Genomic DNA, 25,733 nt, shown 5'->3' on the forward strand with positions numbered 1-25,733 from the left:
CATAAAAGCCACAAAGCATAGAAGCGTCGAAGCGAACAAGCGTTTAAGCGAAAAAGGAGAGATTAAAATGATCGTTATTACTAACCCGCATATTGAAGAAGCAAGAATTGCTGAAATTGTTACCCATATTGAAGCAGCAGGTGTTCAAGCCCATGTATCAAGAGGAACAGATCGGACCGTAATTGGTATTATAGGGAGCGCGACCCCTACACTAGCCGAGCATCTTCGCCAGCTCAAGGGCGTTGAAAATGTGATTAAAATTTCCAAATCCTACAAGCTTGCAAGTCGTGATTTTCACCCAGATGATACCATTATTGACATTAAAGGCGTTAAAATTGGTGGAAATAATTTAGTTATTATGGGCGGACCATGTGCAGTTGAAACACCAGAGCAAATTGATGAAATTGCTCGACTGGTTAAAGCGGCAGGCGGGCAGGTGCTTCGCGGTGGAGCCTTTAAGCCTCGCACAGGCCCATACAGCTTCCAAGGCGTGGGTGTTGAAGGCTTGGTCATGATGGCAGAAGCGGGACGCAAGCATGGCTTGCTAACGATTACCGAAGTGATGACGCCGGAATACGTAGATGTATGCGCCGAATATGCGGATATTCTCCAAGTCGGCACGCGCAATATGCAAAATTTCGACCTGCTCCGCAAGCTGGGAACGATTCAAACCCCTGTATTGCTGAAAAGGGGCTTCAGCTCAACGTACGACGAATTCCTCAATGCAGCGGAATATATTCTTGCCGGAGGCAATCCGAACGTTATGCTGTGTGAGCGCGGAATCCGAACATTCGAGACCTACACAAGAAATACACTTGACTTGTCAGCTATTCCAGTATTGCAAAGCCTCAGCCATTTGCCAGTGATCTCTGACCCGAGTCATGGCACAGGCCGCCGCGAGCTTGTAGAGCCAATGTCGAAGGCATCCGTAGCTGCTGGAGCGAATGGGCTGATCGTCGAAATGCATACAGATCCAGATAATTCGATGACTGGGGATGGGGTACAATCGCTGTTTCCTGACCAGTTCGCTAATTTATTAAAGGATTTAGAAAAGCTCGCACCAATTGTTGGAAAAGAATTTAATACGGAGAAGGCGCCAGCAGAAGCTTTCAAAGAGTGGAAAATATAATCGACCTATAAAGCCGTTAATTCCTATGTAAATAAAGGGATTACGGCTTTTCCTTTTGCCGTGTAGCAGGAATTGTGAACAAATGTGTAAACCTGTAAGTATAGCTAACATGCGAATAAAAAATACCTCACATAACTATTGACGATGATAATATCGTAGTTTTATAATAACGTCATGGTTTGGAACGATAGGAGAACGTTACCCGTTCAATACTAAGCAAATGTTCGGAAATGGAGGAAATATCTGATGTCAGTTCAAAATGTTTTGGACACAATTAAAGAAAACAACATTCAGTTTGTAGATTTCCGGTTCGTGGATCTTTTTGGTCATGCGCACCACATTACCCTTCCTTCGACAGAAGTTGACGCCGATACTTTCGTAAATGGTGTAGCTTTTGACGGTTCCTCGATCCCGGGTTTCCGTGGAATCGAAGAGTCGGATATGGTTATGATGCCAGATCCTGAATCGGTATTTATCGATCCTTTCACTGATCACCCAACTCTAAATGTAATGTCTAACATTCATACGCCTGATGGCGAACGCTACGAGCGCGATCCGCGCAGCATCGCTCAAAAAGCGGAAGAGTTTCTGCAAAAATCCGGTGTAGGCACGACAGCATTTTTCGCTCCTGAATCCGAATTTTTCATTTTCGACGATGTTCGCTACGAAAGCTCAATGAACACTTCCTTCTATTCGGTTGATTCCGAAGAAGCTGGCTGGAACACAGCTCGCAAAGAAGAAGGCGGAAACCTTGGCTTTAAAGTTCCAGTTAAAGGCGGTTACGTTCCAGTAGCTCCGGTTGACTCCCAACAAGACATCCGCAGCGAAATGGTTCGCCTGATGCAAGAAGCTGGTCTTCGCGTTGAGCGTCATCACCACGAAGTAGCAACTGCTGGTCAAGCAGAAATCAACTTCCGTTTTGATACGTTGACTAAAACAGCTGACAACCTATTGAAATACAAATATATTGTTCACAACACAGCTCGCCAATATGGAAAAGTTGCAACTTTCATGCCTAAACCGCTGTTTGGCGATAATGGTAGCGGTATGCACGTTCACTCCTCCATCTTTGATGGCGACACGCCTTTGTTCTTTGAAAAAGGTGCTTATGGCAACCTGAGCCCGCTGGCTATGCACTACATCGGCGGAATTTTGCACCATGCTCCAGCTTTGATCGCGCTCACTAACCCGAGCACTAACTCGTTCAAACGTCTGGTTCCTGGATACGAAGCTCCAGTTAACCTGGTGTTCTCCAAAGGTAACCGTTCGGCTGCGATCCGTATTCCAATCGCTTCCGTTACACCTAAAGGCTGTCGTATCGAGTTCCGTACGCCTGACTCCACAGCTAACCCTTACCTTGCGTTTGCAGCAATGCTGCTTGCAGGTCTTGACGGTATTAAGCGCAAGCTTGATCCAATTGCTTTGGGCTATGGTCCTTTCGACAAAAACATTTACGAATTGCCAGAAGAAGAGAAGAAAGACATCCGCAGCGTACCTGGTACGCTTGACGAAGCGCTGAGCGCTTTGGAAGCAGATTCCGAATTCTTGACTGAAGGCGGCGTATTCTCTGAAGACTTTATCGCTAACTACGTTGCATTCAAACGCAACGAAGCGAAAACTGTTTCGATCCGTGTTCATCCGCACGAGTACAGCCTGTACTTCGATTGCTAGAATGAACGTTGAAGGAGCCTCCTATGGGGGCTCTTTTTTTTCTACCTAGTCGCTGGAGTGAAAAGCATCCTTTAAAGGAAGCATTGGCAAACTGATAGCGGAAATCGATGATCTTTTGTATACGTATTTGTTGAAAAACCGAATATTAACAAGAAATCAATAATAAAGTGTTCGACTTTTGTCACGAAAAGACGGGATACTACTTGATGCGGGCCTCTAAAATTGCTATTATAGCGGTATCATGTTAATAACTAAAGGTGGTTATCCGAAGATGAAGAGAGCATTCAATTTTAATGCAGGACCAGCCGCTTTACCGCTTGAAGTACTTGAGCAGGCTCAGCAGCAATTCGTAGAGTATCAAGGCGCGGGCATGTCCATTATGGAAATGTCGCACCGCAGCGAGCTGTATGAGCAAGTTAACAATGAGACGCAGGCTCTTTTTCGCGAAATTTACGGCATTCCTGACAATTATCATGTTCTGCTGCTGCAAGGCGGCGCAAGCACGCAATTTGCAACCATTCCAATGAATTTTCTCACCCCAGGCAAAGTTGGCGCTTATGTGATGACTGGCGCATGGGCAGAGAAAGCAATCAAGGAAGCGAAGCTTGTTGGCGAGACAGCGATAGCTGCTACTTCAGAGGCTCACAAGTTCAACCGCATTCCGGCACTTTCCGACATTCAGCTGCCTGATCAAGCCGCTTATTTGCACATTACGACAAATGAGACGATTGGCGGTACGCAATTTGCTGAATTCCCGCAAACCGGCAATGTACCGCTAATTGCGGACATGTCGAGTGATATTTTGAGCCGTCCGGTCGATGTCAGCCAGTTCGGACTGATTTATGCAGGAGCTCAGAAAAACCTTGGTCCTTCGGGCGTGACGGTTGTCATCGTTCGTGATGATCTCGTCAAAGAAAGCCCTAAGACGATTCCAGCTATTTTCCGCTATGATACCCATGTGAAAGCAGGCTCGCTGTACAACACGCCGCCTTCCTTCTCGGTCTATATGGTCAATCTGGTGCTGAAATGGATTAAAGCAAGAGGCGGAGTTGCCCAAATCAATCAATATAATCGTGACAAAACAAACCTCATTTACAATACGATTGATCAAAGTGGCGGCTTCTATTATGGCTTTGCAGCTCCGGAAAGCCGTTCGCTCATGAACATTACATTCCGTCTGCAGGATGCTGAGCTTGAGAAGAAATTTATTAAGCAATCGGAAGCGGAAGGTTTTGTTGGCCTGAAAGGACACCGTGATGTTGGCGGGCTTCGCGCTTCGACTTACAATGCGGTTCCACTAGAAAGCTGCAAGGCGCTTGCTGAATTTATGGCAGAGTTCCAAAAAAACAACGGTTAATCGCAGCTCCCAGTGCTAAAATGATAGAAAAACCGCCCGCCCCTTTCACAAATGAAAGGAACGGGCGGTTCTTTCGTGTAATTAGGCAAGGGTTTGCTCCAAAGCGCTTGGGCCATGCAGCTTGTAGCCTACGTTGCGAACGGTCATGATATATTCGGGGGTTCGGGCATTTTTTTCGATTTTATCGCGGAGATGGCTAATATGGACGTCTACGATACGGGTATCGCCGAGGAAGTGATAGTCCCATACGCCATGAAGCAGCTGCTGGCGGCTCAGCACCTTGCCTTTATGCTTGCAGAGGAAGACGAGCAGCTCGAATTCCTTCGGCGTCAGCTCGATCAGTTTGCCGTCAATCAGCACTTCCCGCTCATCTGGGCGAACCGACATGCGGCCAATGTCAATGGCACTTGATGGTACGGCTCCCGGCAGCGATTGCAGTCTGCGGAAAATCGCTTGAATGCGCGAAATCAGCTCCTGTGGGCTGAAGGGCTTGGTCATATAATCGTCAGCGCCATTATCGAGGCCGGCAATTTTATCGGTAACATCCTGCAGGGCGGTCAGCATGACGATGGGAACGGCGTTGTTTTGCTTGCGCAGCTCGCGGCATACTTGAATGCCATCCATTTTCGGCAGCATTAAATCGAGAACGATGAGATCTGGTCGAAAGGGGCGCAGCATATCAAACACGGCTTCTCCGTCATCTACGCATCTGACGTCGTATCCGGCTAGCTTCAGGTTGAATTCAATCAGCATGGAGATGGAGGGCTCGTCATCGACGACGAGAATTTTCTTTTTCAACATGTTGTCTTATTAAGCCTCCCTTATCCTAAACATGTCTTTGCTCATAACTACATTATGAAGATAGACGTTCAAGCGGGGATTAAGAGTACGTTAACGGGATGTAAAATTTCATTCCTATTTCAAATAAAATAGTAATTCATGTATAATAGGCAAGGGACAAGGGGTGACAACAAGAAGATGGCATTTCATATTGTGTTAGTAGAACCGGAAATACCCGCTAACACGGGCAATATTGCGCGGACATGTGCGGCAACAGGTGCGCATCTGCATCTGGTGCGTCCGCTGGGCTTTCAAACGGATGACAAGACGCTGAAGCGGGCGGGCCTGGATTATTGGCATGCGGTTCATGTCGAGTACCATGATTCCTTTCAGGAGCTGCAGGAGCAGTATGCTGATGGGCGGTATTTCTATGCCAGTACGCGAGCGGTCAAAGCCTATAATGAGTTTCAGTACCAGGATGGGGATTTTTTCGTATTCGGCAAGGAAACGAAGGGTCTGCCCCAAGAGCTGATTGAGGCGAATTTAAGTACATGTATTCGGATGCCAATGACGGATAAGGTCAGATCGCTTAATTTATCCAATTCGGCGGCGATCGTCGTGTACGAAGCGCTTAGACAGAACGATTTTCCCGGACTGTCTTAAAATAGAGGCGGCTTGCGAATAATTTTAGTTCTTGCAGATTCAAATTTTGTTGGCAAGGTGAAGAATTTACTTAAGGATTTTTTTGACGGATTACTTAAAGAGAGAATCAACAATGGGGAAACAGAGGCAGAGCGTTAAGGCAATGAACTGTCGGGGTTTCACGAAAATGGCTTGCAAACTAGACACAGGAGAGGTGAACAACGATGAAACCAGCAGGTGTAGTAAGAAAAGTAGATCAACTCGGACGTATCGTTCTTCCAAAATCGTTGCGTAAACGTTACCAGATGAATGAGGGAGATCCGGTTGAAATTTTAGTGCAGGGCGACCATATTATTTTGGAGCGTTACCGTCCGAAATGTGTGTTCTGTGGTTCAATGGAAGAAGTACGCGAGTTTAAAGAACGTTTTTTATGCGGCGTTTGTGTGGCTGAAATGAGCCAGCTCGCCCGCTAACCTCATACATGCTTAATAGGTAGTATAAATAGGTAAGAACCAAAAGAAGCTTCCCCATGGAGCAGCTATAGCTGCGTTCCTTCGGAGAAGCTTCTTTTGGTGTAAGCTGATGGTTCGGCTTACAGGCCTTTGGTTTTGTCATCGTTGTAAGAAGACGTGAACATAGCCGTCAGAAACAAGACGAATACAGTCATTACAATAATGAATGTGATGGACATTAATGGCACCTCCAAAATCCTCATGCAACTGTTTTCATTATACCCAACCTGCTCGAAAAAGAAAACTTTAAATATGGGCTGTACCTTGATAACATAGAGCTATAAACGTTAAAGCTTGCATCTTAGGAGGAGTCGAACCATGGATTACCGTTTTTCATCACGAGTGACCGCTCTCAAATCATCGGTCGTAAGAGATATACTTAAGCTGACGCAGGGCAAGGATATGATTTCATTCGCTGGCGGGCTGCCGGCCGAGGAGCTGTTCCCCGTGCAGGCCATTCGCAAAGCGGCCGATCGGGTGTTTACGAAGGGCGCAAGTGCTATGCAATACGGTTTGACCGAGGGCTTCTTGCCGCTGCGTGAGCAGCTGTGCGAGCGTATGGGTCACAAGGGCATGAATGTTCGCCCTGACGAAATGCTGCTAACGACAGGCTCCCAGCAGGCGATCAGCCTCATTATTGAAGTGCTGACCGAGCCTGGTGATACGATATTGGTAGAAAGGCCGACTTATCTCGCTTGCTTGCAGGTATTTGAGATGAATGGCTTAAATGTCATTGCAGCGGAAAGCGATGAGCATGGCATTGTGGCTGAGGATGCAGAGCGGCTTATTCGCGAGCATCGTCCAAAGCTTGTGTACGCCGTGCCTACCTTCGGCAATCCAACGGGACGCGTCTGGAGTACAGAGCGCAGACAACAGCTGCTCGCGCTTTGCAGCTCTTATGGTGTGCCGATATTGGAAGATGATCCATACGGAGAAATAAAATATGATGTAAATGCGGTTTATCCAACATTGTTTGCGCTTGATCAGCAGGCAGGCGGTTCGGGCTCGGTTATTTATACGAGCACGTTCTCTAAGACGGTTGCGCCAGGGCTGCGCACAGGTTGGGCAATGGGGCCAGCGGATGTTATTGCGATGATGGCTAAAGCGAAGCAGGCGGCCGATTTGCATTCCAGTGCGATAGATCAGCAAATTGTCAGCGAGCTGCTGGATAGCTTCCCGCTGGATGAGCATATTAAAGTTATCTCTGCTTCCTACGGTGAGCGGATGCGCGAAATGCAAGGGCTGCTGGCACAGCAGCATATTGAAGGCTTGCGCTGGATTGAGCCGAAGGGCGGCATGTTCTTATGGCTGGAGCTGCCAGAAGGTCTTGATGCAGAGGCGCTGCTTAAGGCCTCCGTGCAGAAGGGCGTTGCTTTTGTACCTGGAAGCTCCTTCTACGCTTATGACCCGCAGCGCAATACGGCGCGGCTCAACTTTACTTATAACATTGGAGCCAAAACGGCGCTCGGCGTAGAGCGCTTCGCGGAAGCGGTCCGCGAGTTTACGGCCCGCTCCTAAACTGATTGCTTGGCAAAGCGGCCACCCAATCGGCGATGACTTCAGCATATTCGATCAAGGCGGCTGCTCCAGCGGGTAGCAGCCGGTATTTTCCGCGCTGCTCGCGCTCGAACCAGCCGTAGTGATTGTCGCGCAGCACAGCGCCGCTGCGCGGGAAGCTCGTCAGTGCAGCAACCTGGCTAGGCGATTGCGCCTCCCCCAGCTGCTGGAGCGCGTAGGCGCAGCGCAGCGCCTTCTCGCGATAGGCGGTCACCAGCTTGCGGCCGGTACTGCCGCCTACATTATAATCGCCGCTGCGCTCGCGAAATTCAAGAAGCAGCCTAGCCTGCTTCTTGCGGCGAGTTCTGCGCTGCGGCGCCTCGCCAGGCTCGCACAGCACATCAATGACAGGTGCCTTCGTCTTGAAGAAGGTGACGGTCATCAGGCCAATGCCGAGCATGCGGCACAGCTCGGTAATTTCACCGAAGCGCTGGTTGTGCGCGCCGCTTTTTTTACGATTGCGCTCGACTGCGAGCACAACTTGATCATTTATACGAAGGCGTTCAATCCCCTGCAGCAGCAGGGCGAGATTGAACGTCTTTTTCATTTCAACGATAATGGTTTCTTCGGTATCGGCGTGCCTGGCAACGAGATCGCAGTGCAGCACCTCGCTTTTGACGACGAAGCCGCGCGCCTCATAATAAGCTTTTATCGGCTTGTAAAGCTCCTCTTCCTTACCCACTGCCACGTGCATTCCCCCACTTTCTTCTAAACTATTATAACAAAAGGATAGGGAGCGCGGGCAGATCGAATGGATTTGTCCAAGGTGAAACGGCCGAAAGCCGTCCTCTGGCGGCGCGGCGCGTTTCGGTCCGAGAAATATAAGCCCATTTATAAGGGTAAAACTTATAAATGCTTATATTTCAAGCAAACCCGCGCTGCAAGCGTACTTGTCGCAATATGCATGATTACCGCCTAAAATAGTGGTCAATTTCCACGCGGAATACGCATAGACATGTAATACTTCAATAAAGTTTGTTCCACTTGCAAAGATTCTTACAAGCAAATGCCGAGCGAAGTGAAAAATTGCGTATTGCGGAAGCGATGGGAGGAGGCACGGCATGGACATTTTCAAGCGAATATCGGAGTATCAAGCAGAGAGTGAGAAGCTGGCCTGGAATGGATCTTTCAAGGATTATATTGAACTGCTGAAACAGGATCCATCCCCGGCCATGACGGCGCACTCGCGTGTCTATGAAATGATTGAATCCTATGGAGTCGAGGAGAGGGATGGGAAAAAGCGGTATAAATTTTTCGAGCAGGAAATTTATGGGCTGGACCGCTCTGTTGAAAAGCTTGTGGAGGAATATTTCCACTCCTCGGCGCGAAGGCTTGATGTGCGCAAACGGATTTTGCTTCTCATGGGACCTGTCAGCGGAGGGAAATCGACGCTGGTTACGATGCTCAAAAAGGGGCTTGAGAAATATTCCAGAACGAAACGCGGCGCCGTCTATGCGATTAAAGGCTGCCCGATGCATGAAGAGCCGCTGCATCTCATTCCGCATGAGCTGAGAGGCGAGATTGAGCAGGAGATTGGAGTTAGGATCGAAGGCAATCTATGCCCTTCCTGCCAGATGAGGCTGCAAACCGAATATGGCGGCGATATTCAAAATGTTCAGGTGGAGCGCGTATTCATCTCTGAGGATAACCGTGTTGGTATCGGAACCTTTAGTCCGTCTGATCCAAAATCGCAGGACATTGCGGATCTCACCGGCAGCATTGATTTTTCCACGATTACGGAATTTGGCTCGGAATCCGATCCGCGGGCTTATCGCTTTGATGGCGAGCTGAACAAGGCGAACCGGGGGCTTATGGAGTTTCAGGAGATGCTGAAATGCGATGAAAAGTTTTTGTGGAACCTGCTGTCCTTGACGCAGGAGGGCAATTTTAAAGCGGGCCGGTTTGCGCTCATTTCCGCTGATGAATTAATTATTGCCCACACGAACGAGACGGAGTACAAATCCTTCATTAGCAATAAGAAAAATGAAGCGCTCCAGTCGCGGATGATCGTCATGCCGATTCCGTATAACCTGAAAGTGTCCGAGGAAGAAAAAATTTATACGAAGCTCATCGGCCAGAGCGACATGAAGCATATTCACATTGCGCCGCATGCTTTGCGGGCCGCTGCTATTTTCTCCATCCTTACCCGGCTGAAGGAGACGAAAAAGCAGGGCATGGATTTGGTGAAGAAGATGCGAATGTACGACGGCGAAGAAATTGAAGGCTTCAAGGATGCCGATCTTAAGGAAATGCAGACCGAATATAACGAGGAAGGCATGTCTGGCATCGATCCCCGCTATGTCATCAACCGGATTTCGAGCGCGCTGATCAAGCAGGATATGCAGTGCATTAATGCGCTAGATGTGCTTCGCGGCTTGAAGGATGGCCTTGACCAGCATCCATCCATCACGAAGGAGGAGCGGGAGCGTTATTTGAACTTTATTTCGGTTGCCCGTAAGGAATACGATGGCCTAGCCAAAAAAGAAATTCAGAAGGCCTTCGTCTATTCCTATGAGGAGTCGGCGCGCACGTTGTTTGAAAACTACCTCGACAACATCGAGGCTTATTGCAACTGGGCTAAAATCAAAGACCCGCTCACCGGCGAGGAGCTTGATCCGGATGAGCGCCTGATGCGTTCTATTGAGGAGCAGATCGGCGTTTCTGAAAATGCGAAAAAAGCGTTTCGCGAAGAAATTTTGATTCGCATCTCTTCGTATTCCCGCAAAGGGAAAAAATTCGATTTCACCAGCCACGAGCGGCTGCGTGAAGCGGTGGAGAAGAAGCTGTTCACCGATCTGAAGGACATCGTGAAAATTACGACCTCCACGAAGACGCCGGATGAAATCCAGCTCAAGCGGATTAATGAAGTGACGAAGCGGTTAATTGATGAGCACGGCTATTGCCCGGTATGCGCCAATGAGCTGCTGCGTTATGTGGGCAGTCTGCTTAATCGTTAACGAACCCAATAGGAGTGTATCAGGAAGTTCGGTGGAGCAGCTGCCCACCGAACTTCTTGGCGTTGCCTAGATGAGGAATCGTTGTGAATGAGCTATAATAGGTTGCTAGGACTGGAAAAATGGGACTATAGATTCAGCTTTTTATTCGATTTTTGTAGAGATCTAGACAAATTCTCTTGAATTATTAAAGAAATGTCTACCTATATGAAGCTGAATGCCGATATACTTAATATAGCAGTTGTTATTTATTTAGAGACAGGGGGTTTTTCAATGATTAATGTCACAGTAGAACGTAAGCGACAGCTGGATTATACAGGAATCAAGGAGCAGGATTTACAGCTGCTTTCCGAGTGCAAGCCTATTTTTAAGCAGGTAGTCAATGAGGTTGTTGATCGCTTTTACGATAATGTGGGACTCTATCCCGAATTGGTAGCTTTAATGAAGAAATTCAGCAATGTGGATCGTTTGAAAGAAACGCAGCGTGAATACTGGCTGTCCCTTGCAGACGGTGTAATTGATGAAGCGTTTATAGAAAACCGAATTAAAATCGGGCTCGTGCATTCTCGGATCGGCCTGACAACCGACTGGTATCTAGGTACATATATGACTTACTTGAACATTTCAACGGATGTATTTGAACGTGTGCTGCCAGATGGATGGAAGCCAGTTATTCACTCGCTGTCCAAGATGTTTAATCTGGACTCGCAATTCGTGCTTGAAGCCTATAACCGCGCAGAGCACACGAAGGTGCAGGAGCTTGCGGATGAGCGTGCAATTATGCTGACAACGGTAACGGAAGCGGTGCAGCAGCTCGCAGGCCTCATGGTCGAGCTGGAGGAGGGCGCTCAGTCGATTGCTGCAACAGCGCTGTCTACTTCGGATTCACAAGAGAAAGCGCATTCTTTGCTTGGCGAGCTGCAGGGCGAGCTGGACGGCATTACGGAGATGGGGACGATGATTCGGGAAATAGCCGATCAGACGCATTTGCTGGGGCTAAATGCCGCCATTGAAGCGGCAAGAGCCGGGGATCATGGCCGAGGCTTCGAGGTTGTTGCCAATGAGGTGCGCAAGCTGGCCGCGTCGTCACGTGGAGCCCAGGAAACGATTCAAAACAAGCTTAGTGAAATTGAGAAAAAGGTAAATTCGGTCCGCAAGGAGTCCGATCAGACGTCGGCAGAAGCGCGTAATCAAGCGGCAAAATCGCAGGAGCTTGCTGCTTTTGTGAAAATGGTCGATGACGTCGCCAAAGATTTGAGCAAGCTTAATGCAGCATCCGAATAGACCGCATTTTGTAGAAGATAGCCTTATAAAAAAGCCGAAATCCTCAAGCACGAGGTTTTCGGCTTTTTTTATATGACATATAAGTTGACATGAATATTCGGTTTTAGTATGATTGAGCTACAGAAATGGACGGTTTTATGAAATTTAACGTCATAAAAACTAACATTAATATGCCGTTGGATCAAAAACGATCATTATTGTTACAGGATTTAGATGTGAGGTTGAGCCATCTTGGAGGAGGCGGTTGGCATGTCGACGGCCAGACAGTCGCAGTCGCATTATTATGATTCACAATCATTTTATGACGAAATGTTTGAAAAGGATTTTTCGGTTCGTCCCCACTATGAAAGTGTTCATCGCTTGTTCGGGAAAATTAAGCCATCGGAGCTGAACATTCGTCAGCATGCCCTTAATCAGCGAATGATGGAGGAAGGCATTACCTTCACGCTGTACAGCAGCAATCAAAATGAGCCTCTGGAGCGGACGATTCCGTTCGACTATATTCCCCGTGTCATTCCCCGGCACGAGTGGGACAATATTGACCGCGGCGTGCGTCAGCGCATTCGCGCGCTTAACGCCTTCACCCATGACATCTACCATCAGCAGCACATTGTAAAAGATGGCGTTATCCCCCGCAAAATGATCGTGTCCAATACTTATTTCCGCCCGGAAATGGTTGGGCTGGATGTGCCGTCAGGCGTGTATATTACAGCCTCGGGCATCGATTTGATCCGAGATGAGAAGGGACGTTACTTCGTGCTGGAGGACAATTTGCGTTCTCCTTCCGGCTTCTCTTACTTGTTCAAGGGCAGAACGCTGATGAGCGAGCTGTTTCATGACCTGTATTTGTCCTCGTCTGTCCAGAGCATCGAGCGCAGCCTCAACTGCTTCCTCAGCTCGCTTCGCGCGCTTGCCCCGAGCGGCAAGCGCGATCCGCTTATTGTGCTGCTTACGCCGGGCTCCTACAACTCGGCCTATTATGAGCATACATTCCTCGCTCAGCAGCTTGGCATTCATCTTGTGGAGGGTCGTGATCTCGTTTATAAGGATCACAACATTTATTTGCGGGATTTGCGCGGGCTTCGCAAGGTGGATGTTATTTATCGGCGGATCGATGATGAGTTTATAGATCCGCTTGCTTTTCAACCGGATTCGCTGCTAGGCGTTCCGGGGCTGATGAATGCTTATCGCGCAGGCAATGTGGCGATTGCCAACGCTCCAGGCACCGGGGTTGCTGACGATAAGGCTGTGTATGCGTATGTGCCGGATATGATTCGCTATTATCTGGGCGAAGAGCCGATTTTGCATAATGTGCCAACCTATATTTTGTCGCGCAAGGAAGAGCGGGAATATGTGCTGGATCATCTCTCGGAGCTGGTCGTCAAGGAAACTTCGCTTTCCGGCGGCTATGGCATGCTAATTGGCCCAAGCGCGACAGCGGCGGAAATCAAAGCATTCGCTGAAGCGATTAAGCTCGATCCAGAGCGGTATATCGCCCAGACGACGATGAAGCTTTCGCGAGCGCCGGTAATGATGGATGGCGTCATGGCACCGCGCCATATTGATTTAAGAGCTTTTGCGCTAATGGGCGAGGAGACGCATGTCATACCTGGCGGGCTGACGCGTGTCGCAATGACGGAAGGCTCGCTCGTCGTCAATTCATCGCAAGGCGGCGGGGTTAAGGATACATGGGTGCTCAGCCGCTAAGCCTGAATACTTCGAAACCTCGAAGCGGTAATGCTGCTAAGCCGGTGAGCCGGCAGGGATCAATGAGGCGGGAAGCCCAATAATCGGAGGGATGGCTATGCTTAATCGGAATGCTGAGGCATTATTTTGGATTGGTCGCTACATGGAACGGGCGGAAAACCATGCGCGTTTAATCGATGTCCACTATCATTTGCAGGCAGAGGATGGTGCAGATTCGGAGGCGGTGGTTCAAGGGCAGGGAGCTGCTGCTCCGACCTGCAAATGGTCGCGCATCGTGGATGCGCTGGGCAGCAGGGAGTCCTATGTCCAGCAATACGGCAGCTACAGCGAGCAGGATGTGCTGCGTTATATGACACTTGACCGCGACAATTCGAATTCACTTGTGTCCTGCGTCAGCCATGCCCGGGGCAATCTGCGTACGCTGCGCGAGAAGGTGCCGAGCGAGATGTGGGATGCGGTCAATGGCTTTTATTTGTGGCTGCGGGAGAAGCAGCCAGAGGATTTAATTTCGGAATCGCCGCATTTATTTTTCGGCAAAATCAAGGAATGGACGGCGCTGTTCCAAGGCATCAGCCAGTCTGTCATGCCACGTGAGAATGAGTGGCATTTTATCGAATGCGGCCGCTATCTGGAGCGGGCTGAAAACACGCTGCGCATTATTAAAGCAGCTTATAATACGGTCATGGCGAGCGGAGAGAGCTGGAGCAATGCGACAGGCGCGTATTCATACTTGCAGGCCATGCTGCGATCGCTGAGCGGCTATCAGGTGTTCCGGCGTTATTATGCCGATGGCATGTCGGTGGAATCGATAGTCGATTTTGTCATCTTGAATGAAGTGTTTCCGAGGTCGGTGCATTTTGCGCTGCATACGCTGGATGAGCATATGCGGGATATACGTTTTCAGGATATGCAGCTGCGCTCGGCGCATGACAAGGTTATTCGCCAGGTAAGCAAGGTGAAGGCGGATCTGGCCTGCCTGGATCGGGAAGATGTTGCGCTGGACCGTGACGGAGCAATCGTCGGCCATTTGCTCGATGCTTGCCAGACGCTGGGCGGCACCTTCGCCAAAACCTTTTTTCGCATGGGGGAGGCCAGTGCATGAAGCTGAATATTTCGCATGTGACGCAATACGATTATGGAACGCCGGTTACGGACAGTGTCAATGAAATTCGTCTGACGCCGAGCACGGATGAACGCCAGTCCTGCTACCAGCAGTCCATTGCGATTGAGCCGAATGCGCCGCTGTTCAGCTATGAGGATTTTTTCGGCAATCGGGTGCATTCGTTTTCGGTTAACGGCTCGCACCGCAAGCTGACGATTCGCTCGCAAATGACCGTTGTGACGAAGGAGGCACTTACACCGGAGCAGCAGGTCGCTGCTCTGAACAGCGGCGGAGCAGCCGAAGTCGCTTGGGAGTGGCTGCAGTCAGAGGATGCGGGCAATCGTTTCGTGGAGTTTCTGCTGCCTACCGCTTATACGGCGCTGAGTCCGGAAGTGGAGATGTATGCAGTGGGCGTAGAGGATCGGAAAAATAATGGGCTGAGCGTATATGGCTGGCTGCTGGCGCTCTCCCAAAAAATTCGCGCCGAGTTCGTCTATGATCCAGATGCTACTACTGTGGAGACGAAGGCGAGCGACATGTTTGAACGCAGACGGGGCGTCTGCCAGGATTTCGCCCATCTGATGATTGCCTGCTGCCGTTCTCAGCAGGTTCCCGCCCGCTATGTGAGCGGCTATCATTTCGTTGGCGATTTGCAAGGCGGAACGGCAGATTTCGAGCAGGCGTCCCATGCATGGGTGGAAGCATATGTACCGTCGCTCGGCTGGTGCAGCTTCGATCCGACGAATGAAGCTCCTGTTGGCGAGCGTTACGTAAAGCTGGGCCATGGACGCGATTATAAAGATATCGTTCCGGTAAAAGGCGTTTATCGCGGAAGCGGGCAGCAGATGCTTAAGGTGACGGTGGATGTGCGCAACGTAGAGGAATGAAGCGGTGGAATTTGAGAAAAGCCCTATGGGCGCATGGCTGTTGCTGCTTAAGCTTTGATGCAGCTGCACATGCGCCCGAAGGGCTTTTTTGTAAATATAGGAAAGTAAATGATCTCGTCATACTTTCTCTATATTTCATCGCGAAACGAAAGCATTGCCGCCAGAGGACGGCAAAGCCGTTTACGCTTGTATGTTGTTGGAAGGCCTAACTTCGAAGGTTTGAATTATTGGACGATGGTAAAATTATCAAAGTTCAAGCGGCTGCCGGATGTGCCGGCGACTACGATTTTGAAGCGTACCGCTGCACTTTCATTTACAGTAATCGTCTGTTCGGTTAACGACTGGCTGCTGGAGTAAGTGCTGCCGACATCTGTCCAAGTGGAGCCGCCATTAAGCGACTTCTGAAGCTTCCATGTCGCTCCCGTATCACTGCCAAAGCTCGCATGCTTCACTTTGACGCTGTTCGCGCCGCCTGTCACATTGAAATTCATGTAAATGGAGCCTACTGCCCTGACTCTCGCGGCTTTGGTTCCGTTTTTCTTATCTGTAGCTAGATCGCCAAGCAGCGCATTATCAAAGGTCCATGAGCCTGAGCCGAGCGTAACCGAACCTACCGTATAGGCTGCTTTCGTGCCTGTCTCGAAGGTTTCGTTTACAGCTCCGGATGTTGGCGGCTGCGACGTTGAGCCGTAGGAGCCTTGCTTGAAGGTGGAGCTGTCCCACCATTTATAGCCTGCTGCCGGTGTTGCCCATGGTTCAGCCTGCGGCTGGGTTGACGTTTGCGGCGTTTCTATAGCAAGCAGCGCTGTTGCATTGTCAAGCGTGAGGCCGCTTACTTGATTCAGTGCTGTGTAGCTTTCTTTAACAGCGAGCCAGTCCACAAGCTGCACGAGCAGAGCGCCATTGCTTGCTTCTGTGAAGCCGTCGTAAGTCGTTTTGGTGCCGCCTGTTTCCTCGCGCAAATATTTAGGCGTGCTGTCTTCGACAGGAGAAGAGTCGCCGATAACGGCTACTTTGCCGAGACTGTTTTTGCCAATGGCGACGTAAGGGCCTTCGGCGATTCCCCCGCCATTATAGACACCTTGATCGACCGCATTGCCCCAAGCAGCCGAAGTCTGCTGCATGTAGACGATTCCCTTTGCTTTAGTCGGATCTGTAATGGCGATGGTCGATCCGGCATGCATCGTCACCGAAGTAACGCCGCTAGTAATGCCAAAAGATTGCGACGACGGTACGATCGTTCCTGAGTTTACATTGCCTAGCGCATTGTAACGGATGCGCATGCCGAAGTTGTTCGACAGCCAGTCGGAGCTGGCTACACTCTGCATAGCGGCTGAGCTGGCTTCCGCTGTGCTCATGCCCAGCGCAGGATTTGACCAAGCTCCCCGTCTGTAGCCGTTGAATACTTCAGAGGAATCCCATCTGTTTTTATTGCGATCCGCGTTATAGTGGTCTGCGATGAAGAAAATGCTGCCTCCTCCCTGCACATACGAAAGCATAGCCTGCTGCTCGCTCGTCTTGAACGGCACGTTCGCTTCGGGAATAACGAAGACGTCATAACCGCTTAAGTCTGTTAGCGTAATTGGGCCGCTTTTGCGAAGCTCCTTGACGTAATAGCCTCGGCCTGCAAGAGCTTGTCCAAAATCGGAAAAGCCGCCGTCGATGACCCAATCTGCCGCCCCTGCTGTTTGGGCATGGGCATTGTCGAACAGAATTTTTTTGCCGTTGGCACTTCCTGAGGGCTGTAGGACGGGAGCTGGATCAGATGGCCCTTCCGCTAAAGAAACTGCCGTACCCGCTGACAAAGACATTGCTAAGATAAGTGCTCCTGCCGTCAATCGCTTCAAAAAATTACCCTTCATCATCAAACCTCCGCTTCTAGTAGTTGGTTCAATTAGAGCGGCTTCCTTGGTTGGAAGCATAAGGTAATTATACTATTTTTTCTAAATAATAGAAATAGATTCGCGTGAGAAAACCAGTGCATAAAGTGTTAAGTTTATGTAAGGAATATTGAAAGAGTTGCTAATCGTTGCTGAACAGCTCGTTCAATACATTTTTTCTATTTTCAAGAAAGCGTCGGGTTAGCTGGTAGTGTGCCGTGTCCTCGTAGCGAATTTCTTCAACGGGTTTGGCGTCAAAATTGTAAATTTGCGCGTTCGGATACCCAAGCAGGATCGGCGAGTGAGTCGCAATGATGAATTGGGCATCGTGCTCCAAATCTTTAATGACGCGAAGCAGCGCGAGCTGGCGGGCAGGAGATAGCGCGGCCTCGGGCTCGTCGAGCAGATAGATCGCTTTTTTGCCAAAACGGTGCTTAAACAACGATAGAAAAGCTTCGCCATGCGACTGCTCATGCAGCGATTTGCCCCCGTAATAGGGCAGGCTCTCGGGCATTGTATCAAGATAAGAGGCGAATTGATAGAACGTTTCTGCGCGCAGGAAAAAGCCGTTCGTGAGCTTGGGCATCCAGGAAAGCCGGATATAGGGACCAAGTGCGGATTCAGAGGCATCGACGTCGTAGCTGTTGTTGCGCCCGCCGCCAGCGGTGTTAAAGCTGCATTGATAGGCCATAGCCTCTAAAAAGGTGGACTTTCCGGAACCATTTTCGCCTACAAAGAAGGTGATATGGGTATGAAAATGAAGCTTGCTCATTGACCGGATGACAGGTATGGAAAAGGGATAAGTGCTGTAATTGGGAATACGCTCCTTGAGCAGCTCTGCACTCCGTAAATACAAGGCGTTCAGCTCCTTTGCCAGAAGGGGTAGTTTATTTTATTTTAACAGATAGAAGGTGGGGGTGCATGTGGAGGGGCAAGGGGGGAATATTTTGTGACTTATTGTGATAGTCCAAGGTCTGAAAAACATATGACCTAATATAGACTATTAGTTTAAGGGGGATGTTCTTGTTGGGTTCCTATAAGAAGCGAATGAGCAAAATATCCTCATGCGATAACCCAAAACGTAAGCCGAGAAAAAAAGCTAGATGCGAGCATAAGAAAAAACGTCCTTGTAAACGAAAGACCGCTCATAAACATAGATTTCCGGAGCCGGAATGCTGCCCTGTTCCTGTTGTAGGGCCGACTGGCCCTCCGGGTCCAAGGGGTGCTGATGGCAAGCGTGGGCCTCAAGGTGTGCAGGGAGAGCAGGGCTTTGAAGGAATGAAGGGAGCAGATGGCCCGCTCGGGATGACTGGAGCTGCCGGAGCGACGGGAGCTACAGGTGGGGAAGGCGTTGCAGGAGTTACTGGACCGACAGGAGCAACAGGGGCAACTGGAGTTACTGGGCCGACTGGCAGCACGACGGGTCTAACAGGGTCAACAGGCGAGACAGGGGCAACTGGGAACACAGGAGCGACGGGTCCGACGGGAGCAACCGGTTCAACAGGCGAGACAGGAGCAACGGGAAACACGGGAGCGACGGGTTCAACGGGAGTAACTGGGTCAACAGGCGAGACAGGAGCAACGGGAAACACAGGAGTGACGGGCCCAACGGGAGCAACCGGTTCAACAGGTGAGACAGGAGCAACGGGAAGCACAGGAGCGACAGGCCCAACGGGAGGAACCGGTTCAACAGGTGAGACAGGAGCAACGGGAAACACAGGAGTGACGGGCCTAACGGGAGCAACCGGTTCAACAGGCGACACTGGAGCAACTGGGAACACAGGAGCAACGGGCCCAACGGGTTCGACGGGAGCAACCGGGTCAACAGGCGAGACAGGAGCAACGGGAAACACAGGAGCGACGGGCCCGACGGGAGCAACCGGGTCAACAGGCGAGACAGGAGCAACGGGAAACACAGGAGTGACAGGCCCAACGGGAGCAACCGGGTCAACAGGTGAGACAGGAGCAACGGGAAACACAGGAGCGACAGGCCCAACGGGAGTAACCGGGTCAACAGGCGATACAGGAGCAACGGGAAACACGGGAAACACGGGAAACACGGGAAACACGGGAAACACGGGAGCGACAGGCCCAACGGGAGTAACCGGAGCAACAGGCGAGACAGGAGCAACGGGAAACACAGGAGCGACGGGAGCAACCGGGTCAACAGGCGAGACAGGAGCAACGGGTTCGACGGGAGCAACCGGGTCAACAGGCGAGACAGGGGCAACTGGGAACACAGGAGCGACGGGAGTATCAGGAGCGACAGGAATAACAGGTGCGACAGGAATAACCGGAGCCACGGGAGTGACAGGAATAACAGGCGCAACTGGGGTAACCGGGGCGACTGGCGAAACGGGTGCAACGGGAATTACAGGTACGACTGGTCTAACAGGAGCTACGGGAATAACAGGAGCGACAGGTCCAACGGGAGCAACCGGTGCAACAGGCGTAACAGGAACGACCGGTGCAACAGGAGCGACAGGAGCGACAGGAGCAACAGGAGCAACAGGGCCTAACTTTGCTACGCAAGGGTTTTCAGCGTTTCTTGCAACACTTACGACTTCTGCCAGTGCGCAGCTAATGAATTGGTCAACGGCTAGTCCCTATTTTAGCGATCCCAATTTTAATGCGGTTACAGGCAATTACACAGTGCCTGTAACAGGTAGGTATGCAATTAAGGCCACCATCAACTATGCAACTACGGCTGTTCTTTCAATTACCCTTGGAGCAGCCGTTAATCCGGCTTTTGTTGTCCAGCGGACCTCGCCTATTGCCACGGCCCTGATCACTGGGCTGTTCCCGGTTCTCAATGTCAACATTGCTCTTGTCTTAACCTTAAGAGCGATTCTAGGCAGTGGGACGGTCACTTTAGCTGGAGACGTGACGCTTAATGCTGGCGATGTAATCGGTCTATTTTACGCAGCAAATGGGCTTACTCTGTCCTTGAACTTAGGCAGTGGTGCAACTAATGGTATCGTTTGGTCCATACACGAATTGACCTAACGTAGGAAGGCTGTTACTAGTCCGAATTATAATATCGAGGTGAGCAAAATGATTTCCATTAGCCTTTGTATGATTGTCAAAAATGAAGAAGACACCCTCGGCCGCTGCTTATCTTCCATCCACGATTTAGTTGATGAAATTATTATTGTAGATACGGGCTCGACTGACCGTACGAAATTCATCGCCAGCAATTATACGGAGCTGATTTTTGATAGGGAATGGACGGATGATTTTGCTGCTGTTAGAAACTATGCGTTCAGCAAGGCTGAGAAGGACTATATTTTTTGGCTCGATGCGGATGATATCCTGCTTGAAAATGATCGTGTAAAACTTGCTAATCTAAAGGCAGAACTGAGCCAAGAGGTCGACTCCGTCCGAATGAACTATCATTTAGCCTTCGATGAATATGGCAATCTGGCATCCAGCATTAGCCGCAACCGACTTGTCAAAAGGGCGAACAACTACCGATGGATTGGCACGGTGCATGAGTATTTAGAGGTGTGGGGAAACATTGAAAGCAGCGATATTGCCGTTATCCATAACAGTCTTCATCATGACCATGACCGTAATTTAATGATTTATGAAAAACGTCTGGAGCGCGGCGAGACATTTACCCCTCGTGATCTTTATTATTATGCGAATGAGCTTCGCGACCACGAAAAATATGAACAAGCGATTTTGTATTATGAAAAATTTCTTTCGACGGGCGAAGGCTGGGTGGAGGATAATGCGGCGACATGCGGCAAGCTGGCGGATTGCTATAATCAGCTTGGAGATACAGAGCGGGAGCTTGAATCGATATTAAGATCGTTTCAATATGGCAGTCCGCGGGCGGAATTTTGCTGCCGGCTAGGGTATTATTTTTTGCAGCAAAAAGATTTCGAGACGGCTGGTTTCTGGTATAACCTTGCAATTGAGCGTGGGCAGTCCGACAAACGGCTGGGCTTTGTCAATATGGCCTGCTCAACCTGGCTGCCGCATCTTCAGCTATGCGTCTGCTACGATCGTTTAGGTGATTACGAGCTGGCCTATCGGCATAATGAGGCTGCCCGAGCTTTCCGACCAGATGATCCGAGAGTGCTGCAAAATAAAGCCTACCTGAAGTCGTTGCGGGTGAAAGCGGAATAACACTAATCATATAAAAAAGCAGCAGCAGACTAAGTATAGCCATAGTCTGCTGCTGCTGCTGTATCAGCCTGTTTAAGCTTTAGCCGCCCATATTTCAATTTCTATTTTTATTTCGGGCAGTCCTAATTCCGAAAGATAACCAATCGTCATAGATGGATAATGAATGCCGAATAGTTCCGCCCATTTTTCGTAGAGATAATCCCAATCTATTTTTTCGGTGGCCCATATGTTCACCTTAATAATATGATCGGAGGTTAATTGTTCGGATTTCAGTAAAAAGTTGATGTTAGCAAACGTATTGTCGATTTGTTCATTCAAAGTGTTTGGAATGTTGCCGTTTTGGTCCGTTCCGATTTGACCGGAAGTCACATACAGCTCTGAATTTCTTGGGATTTTTGTAATATGGCTGTAATTTCCTACTGGACTAGGCATGCCTGCTGGATTTTTTCTGGTGATTCCTAAATTATTCATTCATCTTCGCCTCTCATTTTAAGATTTCTGCCATTTTTAACCAGTCATTTGGGCGCACTTCACTCATGAATTGGCTTTTAGAAAAAAACAGCAGTCGAGTATCCGTAGCCGAAGGATATGAAAAGCAACGATTTTTTCTTCATGAACGGACACTCCTTTCTCTTAAAATTTAGGAAGCTATAATCTACATTAAAGTGTAAGCGAAATGAGATGCGGAGTCAACTTCTAGCCAACGGTGCAGTCTAATAGAACGATTTTTCCGGGCTTACAGAGTGGCCTCCCAATCTGCTGCGTTAGAATTTTGTTGCATTTAATGAGATAGGTTTGGAGCTAGAGGGGGTGTCTTCTCTTTGGCTTGTTATCCCCTTAGCTCAGAAACGTGGGTCAGGAATTTGTAAGGTTGATGACCAATCTGAAGACAAGGTTCGCTTACCCTTAATGGAGGTGGCGAAGTGCGTTCTGAGCTAAGGGGATAACCTCCAAAAGCAGAACAAAAGGGAACTGGTTTAGGATAAGGCGAGGCGAGAAGGCGAGCAGGCAAGCGGATTGCGCTTATAACGTGCAAAAAAATGTGAGAAGTTGCCTCAAGGCCGCGTCCCGGGCTACCTGCGCCACCGTTTTGCCTTCTTTCTGGATCAGCCTTACGGTTTGAAGTTTGCATTCCTTGTCGTATTTTCTCGTCATTATGGACACCTCGAGTTTAAATGCTTTTATTGTCGCACTCTCGGTTTTCCGTGTCCAATGTAAAGTCTAGCATCACACCGTCGACGAACTGACGCTTGCTAAAATTGATGCGAATACGGAGTTTCTTTCCGAAGATGTACCGTTCGCTTTTAGTGATTACGATTTCGTATCCACAATTTCATAAACAAACGGAGGATAACAACCATGGGTAAACTTACGGTAGCAGAGCTTTTGCAGCGGAAAGAGACAATCAAAGGTCAGGGACAAGATGCGGTTACGCTGCAGGTCGAATCTCTGGCGGGAGAGATCGTGATTACGCAATTTCCTAATGAAATTCTTGGGGAAGCGATGAGCAAAGACAGTGGATCGGATGAATATGCGGTGCTTTACGGCGTAAGTGAACCCAATTTACGAGACAAGGAATTGCAGGCCGCCTTTGCTTGCACGGAGCCAACGGATATCGTCAATATGCTGTTTAAGCTAGGCGAGATTAAAGCGATCGCAGCCGAATTGATGAAATTGAGCGGTTACGGCGGTAGATCGGTCAAACGAGTGGACGAAACGCTATAAAACTAATCAAGAGTGGTGAAGAGGATTTCTACTTCCTTCGCCACTACATTCAGCGGGGGTTTCAACCAGAGTATTTGCTTGGACTTGATTATTACACGAAGCGGTTGTTTATGGCGTCAATGCAAATTGAAATCGGTATGAATTAAACTAGGTATGAATGGATTCAAAAAGAGTTTTTCTATGGTTCTTGCTGTTGGCTTAGTCACAACGTCCCTTGCTGCTACTGGTTTCGCTGCTGAGAAATCTAACACTCAATCAACTCAAACTTCAAGAAATCTTTACACAGCTAACAATGAGTTTCTCGGCACTGTTTCCACTAATACTACTATTACACTTAGTAAAGAAGTCCAAGATACTCTTTTTACTGTAACAAAAACTGACGATTATACATTAAAACCAAAATATAGTAGCATTAAAGAGTCCAAACTGAGTTTGCGAATGGTACTGAAACAAAGAACTATCGGTTAACAAAAAACAAAGAAATTTATGTTGACGGTGAGTTGTTGGAAACAGGTGAAGCAAATAGCAACGCCATTAGTGGTGGAATTGCAGCATTGAATGCTACAGGCGGTGTAGCTGCATATTCCCACTATTATAGTACTAGCGATTACAAGAAATTTACTTTTGCGACGTACAGCGATGTTGATTTTGCCGCTGATCCTGATAATCTGAAGGCTTCAGGATCTCATGTAACTAAAACGGTTGCTCCTACAGTTCTATTCTTTGAGGCAGCACGCTCTAATATTGATATGTTTTCAAATGATTACACAGCCTATCAAGCTGCTCTAGCCTCGTTAGCAGTTGCTTTAGGAGCAGCAATTGTTACGTGGTCGACCGTCATTGGTGCTATTGCTGGTGGTGCAGCAGCTTCGGCAGCTGCTGGTATCGCAATTGATCAATTTAATAGTATGGAAAATCATATTGGGCAAGCTTATGGTTATGTTAATAACATGTAATACGCTAAAATATTAATGTTAGGATTTGACAGTTGTGAAATTTTCATAGCTATCAAGTCCTTATTCCATTTTGGAGAGGATTTTGTGTTATGATTTATGTTTTTGCAGTATTAGTCGTTGTGTTTATCGACATACTAATTATTTATAGGTTGCTTAAGTATAAAAATGATGATTACAAAAAGTACAGAAAAGAGAATTTAGGTCTGATTTTTTCAGGAACAGTGGTTTTGGTAATAACCAAAATTCCATCTTTATACTTGTTTATTCTCCTGGGAATAAACGCACTCTTGTTCATAACTGTATTAAGTAAATTTCAAAATAACCATGAACGGAGAACTGATTAATTAAGTGAAGCTTGTATTCTTCAATTTAATGTTGTATAAAAAGATTCGACCACATCCAGACCGTAATTCATTCCATATTGCTGTATGAGTTCTGCTATAGCGGATATGCTTCCAACGATTCTTTTATTGACGATGCAGGAGGCTGCACATGTTATGAGCTGAAGGGATAACCTCCAAAAGCACAACAAAAGGGAGCAGGTTTGGAGATAAGGAGAGGAGAGATGAGGTGAGGCGAGAGGGGGGCGGCAAGGGGATTGCGCTTATAACGTGCAACAAAATGCGAGAAGTTGCCCCAAGGCCGCATCCCGCATTTTTTAATTATTTTCTGAGCAAGGGGATGCTCTGCCCCAAAACGTCATTAAGTATGGTCAAACCTTAAACAAACTTACGGCTCGTTTTTTTGCCGTCGCAGCTGAAAACGATTTTTTTGTCCTCGACGACGGTTTCGAGATGGACGGATTTGCCCCAGAGATAGACGACATGCGGCAGCGTACGCTCGACATATTTCAGATCAAGCTCCATGCCTTCATATTTATTCAGCAAGTACAGCTCACCTACACGGTTGAAAACGCCCTCTGTCACGAATAGGCTGGGGAAGCCGCCGTTCACTTTGGAATAAACAAGCTGGTCGCGGATGTTTTCCCACGATTTATCGGTTATTTTCCACTCGGGCCCTTTCTTCTCGAAAATATACATGTCCAGATCCTTGACCAAATCTATGGTTAAATAATTGCGGAGAAATGAAATGTCTGAATCGAGCTCGCGTACCTCGAACATTTTTTCTCGGCCCTTGCCCGGTACGCGCCCGAAGCGCCGCTGCTCCTCTACCGTCGGCTTATCCCAACGCTTCTCAATATCCTCGAAAATTTTCAGCCCCAAATAATAAGGATTCAGCGTGTGCCGTGAGGGTACACGACGGAGGAGTTCAGCTTGGCAAATTCAATCGTTTCCTCGCTCGTCAGGTCAAGCTCGCGAATAATGCGCTGATGCCAGTAGGACGTCCAGCCTTCGTTACGCTAAGGTGCATCACTATATACTACTATCTAAAAATTAAAACAAGAATAAAAATCGTATATTTGGTATAATCTGATACTAAGGTATTATGAAGTGGG

The 25,733-nt window shown here is 48.6% G+C and carries 20 protein-coding genes and 2 pseudogenes; 16 read left to right on the plus strand and 6 right to left on the minus strand.

The features are described from left to right. The first annotated feature begins 67 nt into the window (after window positions 1-67). From aroF to serC, 3 genes are all read left to right on the plus strand, one after another. Window positions 68-1,129, plus strand: coding sequence for a 3-deoxy-7-phosphoheptulonate synthase (aroF, locus tag MHB80_RS07685; RefSeq protein WP_341281606.1), 1,062 nt, complete (start codon window positions 68-70; stop codon window positions 1,127-1,129). A gap of 246 nt (window positions 1,130-1,375) precedes the next feature. Next, window positions 1,376-2,800: a type I glutamate--ammonia ligase gene (gene glnA, locus MHB80_RS07690; RefSeq protein WP_341281607.1), complete on the plus strand. Its 1,425-nt coding sequence runs from the start codon at window positions 1,376-1,378 to the stop codon at window positions 2,798-2,800. A 271-nt stretch (window positions 2,801-3,071) separates the two neighbouring features. Continuing rightward, window positions 3,072-4,157, plus strand: coding sequence for a 3-phosphoserine/phosphohydroxythreonine transaminase (gene serC, locus MHB80_RS07695; RefSeq protein WP_341281608.1), 1,086 nt, complete (start codon window positions 3,072-3,074; stop codon window positions 4,155-4,157). Between the two features lie 81 nt (window positions 4,158-4,238). On the opposite strand, the gene MHB80_RS07700 is transcribed toward serC, so the two are convergent. Beyond that, entirely contained in the window at window positions 4,239-4,958 is a 720-nt protein-coding gene (locus tag MHB80_RS07700; RefSeq protein WP_338555107.1) for a response regulator transcription factor, read from the minus strand. Window positions 4,959-5,135: 177 nt separating this feature from the next. Here MHB80_RS07700 and trmL point away from each other — a divergent pair, with 177 nt between their 5' ends. From trmL to MHB80_RS07715, 3 genes are all read left to right on the plus strand, one after another. Continuing rightward, window positions 5,136-5,600: a tRNA (uridine(34)/cytosine(34)/5-carboxymethylaminomethyluridine(34)-2'-O)-methyltransferase TrmL gene (gene trmL, locus MHB80_RS07705; RefSeq protein ID WP_338555108.1), complete on the plus strand. Its 465-nt coding sequence runs from the start codon at window positions 5,136-5,138 to the stop codon at window positions 5,598-5,600. Window positions 5,601-5,803: 203 nt separating this feature from the next. Beyond that, a complete protein-coding gene (locus tag MHB80_RS07710; RefSeq protein ID WP_046228684.1) occupies window positions 5,804-6,052 on the plus strand; it encodes an AbrB/MazE/SpoVT family DNA-binding domain-containing protein in 249 nt (82 codons plus the stop codon). A gap of 357 nt (window positions 6,053-6,409) precedes the next feature. After that, the gene (locus MHB80_RS07715; protein ID WP_341281609.1) at window positions 6,410-7,609 is read left to right on the plus strand and encodes a PLP-dependent aminotransferase family protein; all 1,200 of its coding nucleotides are present in this window, start codon (window positions 6,410-6,412) and stop codon (window positions 7,607-7,609) included. Here MHB80_RS07715 and MHB80_RS07720 read toward each other — a convergent pair. After that, window positions 7,593-8,336 (minus strand): DUF2161 family putative PD-(D/E)XK-type phosphodiesterase, encoded by a 744-nt coding sequence (locus tag MHB80_RS07720; RefSeq protein WP_341281610.1) that lies wholly within the window; start codon window positions 8,334-8,336, stop codon window positions 7,593-7,595. The genes MHB80_RS07715 and MHB80_RS07720 overlap by 17 nt on opposite strands. A gap of 373 nt (window positions 8,337-8,709) precedes the next feature. Between MHB80_RS07720 and MHB80_RS07725 the strand changes: the two genes are divergently transcribed. From MHB80_RS07725 to MHB80_RS07745, 5 genes are all read left to right on the plus strand, one after another. Then, on the plus strand, window positions 8,710-10,605 hold the full coding sequence (locus MHB80_RS07725; RefSeq protein WP_341281611.1) for a PrkA family serine protein kinase: 1,896 nt from the start codon (window positions 8,710-8,712) through the stop codon (window positions 10,603-10,605). 270 nt (window positions 10,606-10,875) lie between these two features. Further along, window positions 10,876-11,886: a globin-coupled sensor protein gene (locus MHB80_RS07730; RefSeq protein WP_341281612.1), complete on the plus strand. Its 1,011-nt coding sequence runs from the start codon at window positions 10,876-10,878 to the stop codon at window positions 11,884-11,886. A 249-nt stretch (window positions 11,887-12,135) separates the two neighbouring features. Next, entirely contained in the window at window positions 12,136-13,593 is a 1,458-nt protein-coding gene (locus MHB80_RS07735; protein ID WP_341281613.1) for a circularly permuted type 2 ATP-grasp protein, read from the plus strand. Between the two features lie 97 nt (window positions 13,594-13,690). Beyond that, window positions 13,691-14,695: an alpha-E domain-containing protein gene (locus tag MHB80_RS07740; RefSeq protein WP_341281614.1), complete on the plus strand. Its 1,005-nt coding sequence runs from the start codon at window positions 13,691-13,693 to the stop codon at window positions 14,693-14,695. Next, window positions 14,692-15,582, plus strand: coding sequence for a transglutaminase family protein (locus MHB80_RS07745; protein WP_341281615.1), 891 nt, complete (start codon window positions 14,692-14,694; stop codon window positions 15,580-15,582). The genes MHB80_RS07740 and MHB80_RS07745 overlap by 4 nt, the downstream gene beginning before the upstream one ends. 224 nt (window positions 15,583-15,806) lie before the next feature. Here MHB80_RS07745 and MHB80_RS07750 read toward each other — a convergent pair whose 3' ends face one another. Together MHB80_RS07750 and MHB80_RS07755 are read right to left on the minus strand one after the other, a co-directional pair. Next, the gene (locus tag MHB80_RS07750; protein ID WP_341282896.1) at window positions 15,807-17,393 is read right to left on the minus strand and encodes an Ig domain protein group 2 domain protein; all 1,587 of its coding nucleotides are present in this window, start codon (window positions 17,391-17,393) and stop codon (window positions 15,807-15,809) included. Window positions 17,394-17,604: 211 nt separating this feature from the next. After that, window positions 17,605-18,318 carry an AAA family ATPase gene (locus tag MHB80_RS07755; RefSeq protein WP_341281616.1) on the minus strand — a complete coding sequence of 238 codons (714 nt, stop codon included), beginning with the start codon at window positions 18,316-18,318 and terminating at the stop codon, window positions 17,605-17,607. Window positions 18,319-18,746: 428 nt separating this feature from the next. Between MHB80_RS07755 and MHB80_RS07760 the strand changes: the two are divergent. Both MHB80_RS07760 and MHB80_RS07765 read left to right on the plus strand, forming a co-directional pair. Continuing rightward, window positions 18,747-20,468, plus strand: a pseudogene (locus MHB80_RS07760) (collagen-like protein); the annotation flags it as partial. A 48-nt stretch (window positions 20,469-20,516) separates the two neighbouring features. Continuing rightward, on the plus strand, window positions 20,517-21,596 hold the full coding sequence (locus tag MHB80_RS07765; protein ID WP_341281617.1) for a glycosyltransferase family 2 protein: 1,080 nt from the start codon (window positions 20,517-20,519) through the stop codon (window positions 21,594-21,596). Window positions 21,597-21,668: 72 nt separating this feature from the next. Here the strand turns inward: MHB80_RS07765 and MHB80_RS07770 are convergent, their stop codons facing one another. Beyond that, window positions 21,669-22,067 carry a RidA family protein gene (locus MHB80_RS07770; protein ID WP_341281618.1) on the minus strand — a complete coding sequence of 133 codons (399 nt, stop codon included), beginning with the start codon at window positions 22,065-22,067 and terminating at the stop codon, window positions 21,669-21,671. A gap of 888 nt (window positions 22,068-22,955) precedes the next feature. Here MHB80_RS07770 and MHB80_RS07775 point away from each other — a divergent pair. From MHB80_RS07775 to MHB80_RS07785, 3 genes are all read left to right on the plus strand, one after another. Further along, window positions 22,956-23,321 carry a hypothetical protein gene (locus tag MHB80_RS07775; RefSeq protein ID WP_341281619.1) on the plus strand — a complete coding sequence of 122 codons (366 nt, stop codon included), beginning with the start codon at window positions 22,956-22,958 and terminating at the stop codon, window positions 23,319-23,321. A 153-nt stretch (window positions 23,322-23,474) separates the two neighbouring features. Then, window positions 23,475-23,789, plus strand: a complete 315-nt coding sequence (locus MHB80_RS07780; RefSeq protein WP_341281620.1) for a hypothetical protein — start codon at window positions 23,475-23,477, stop codon at window positions 23,787-23,789. Window positions 23,790-23,824: 35 nt separating this feature from the next. Continuing rightward, entirely contained in the window at window positions 23,825-24,277 is a 453-nt protein-coding gene (locus tag MHB80_RS07785; RefSeq protein WP_341281621.1) for a hypothetical protein, read from the plus strand. 719 nt (window positions 24,278-24,996) lie between these two features. On the opposite strand, the pseudogene MHB80_RS07790 reads toward MHB80_RS07785, so the two are convergent. After that, window positions 24,997-25,634, minus strand: a pseudogene (locus MHB80_RS07790) (SpoVR family protein); the annotation flags it as partial. Window positions 25,635-25,733: the final 99 nt, after the last annotated feature.

It is taken from the genome of Paenibacillus sp. FSL H8-0537 (genome assembly GCF_038051995.1).
GTDB lineage: Bacteria > Bacillota > Bacilli > Paenibacillales > Paenibacillaceae > Pristimantibacillus.